General features: G+C 66.6%; 1 pseudogene. It reads right to left on the bottom strand.

The window, feature by feature from the left end:
• Positions 1-138: 138 nt before the first annotated feature.
• Positions 139-574 (bottom strand): annotated as a pseudogene (locus IEV86_RS17585) (nitrite/sulfite reductase); the annotation flags it as partial.

Below are 574 nucleotides of genomic sequence, written 5' to 3'. Positions count from 1 at the left end.
AGGCCGCGGTGTCGAAGTTCCGGGACACCCAGCGGATGACGTCGGCGGGGTTGGCCTCGGGAACACCGTTCTCCGGGTCACCGGCGAGTTCACGGGCACCCGCCTCGGCGAGGGCCTTGAGTTCCTCGATGGGGCGGGTCATACCAGTTCCTCCTCGTCAACGCGGTGGGCCCATTCGGAGAAAGTCTCGGTCTCCCCACGCCCGGCGAGGAAGCGACGGACGAGTTTCTCGACGTAGTCGCTGAGGTTCTCGGCGGTGACCTTGAGTCCACGGACGGTGCGGCCGAGTCCGGCCTCGTCGCGGTCTTTCGAGGCCAGGCCTCCGCCGGCGTGGACCTGGAATCCGGGGACCTGTTCGCCTTCGTCGGTGGTGACGATCTGGCCTTTGAGCCCGATGTCGGCGGTCTGGATGCGGGCGCAGGAGTTCGGGCAGCCGTTGAGGTGGAAGCTGATCGGGTGGGGCAGCTCCTCGATGTCGGCGAGGCGCTCTTCGAGCTTCGTGATGGTGTCGGCTGCGGTCTGCTTGGTCTCGACGATGGCGAGTTTGCAGTATTCGATGCCGGTGCACGCGATC

The sequence above is a fragment of the Cellulomonas carbonis genome, from assembly GCF_014636275.1.
GTDB classification, from domain to species: domain Bacteria; phylum Actinomycetota; class Actinomycetes; order Actinomycetales; family Cellulomonadaceae; genus Actinotalea; species Actinotalea carbonis.
The sequence above is the reverse complement of the archived record's forward strand: the minus strand, read 5'-3'. Positions and strand labels throughout refer to the sequence as shown.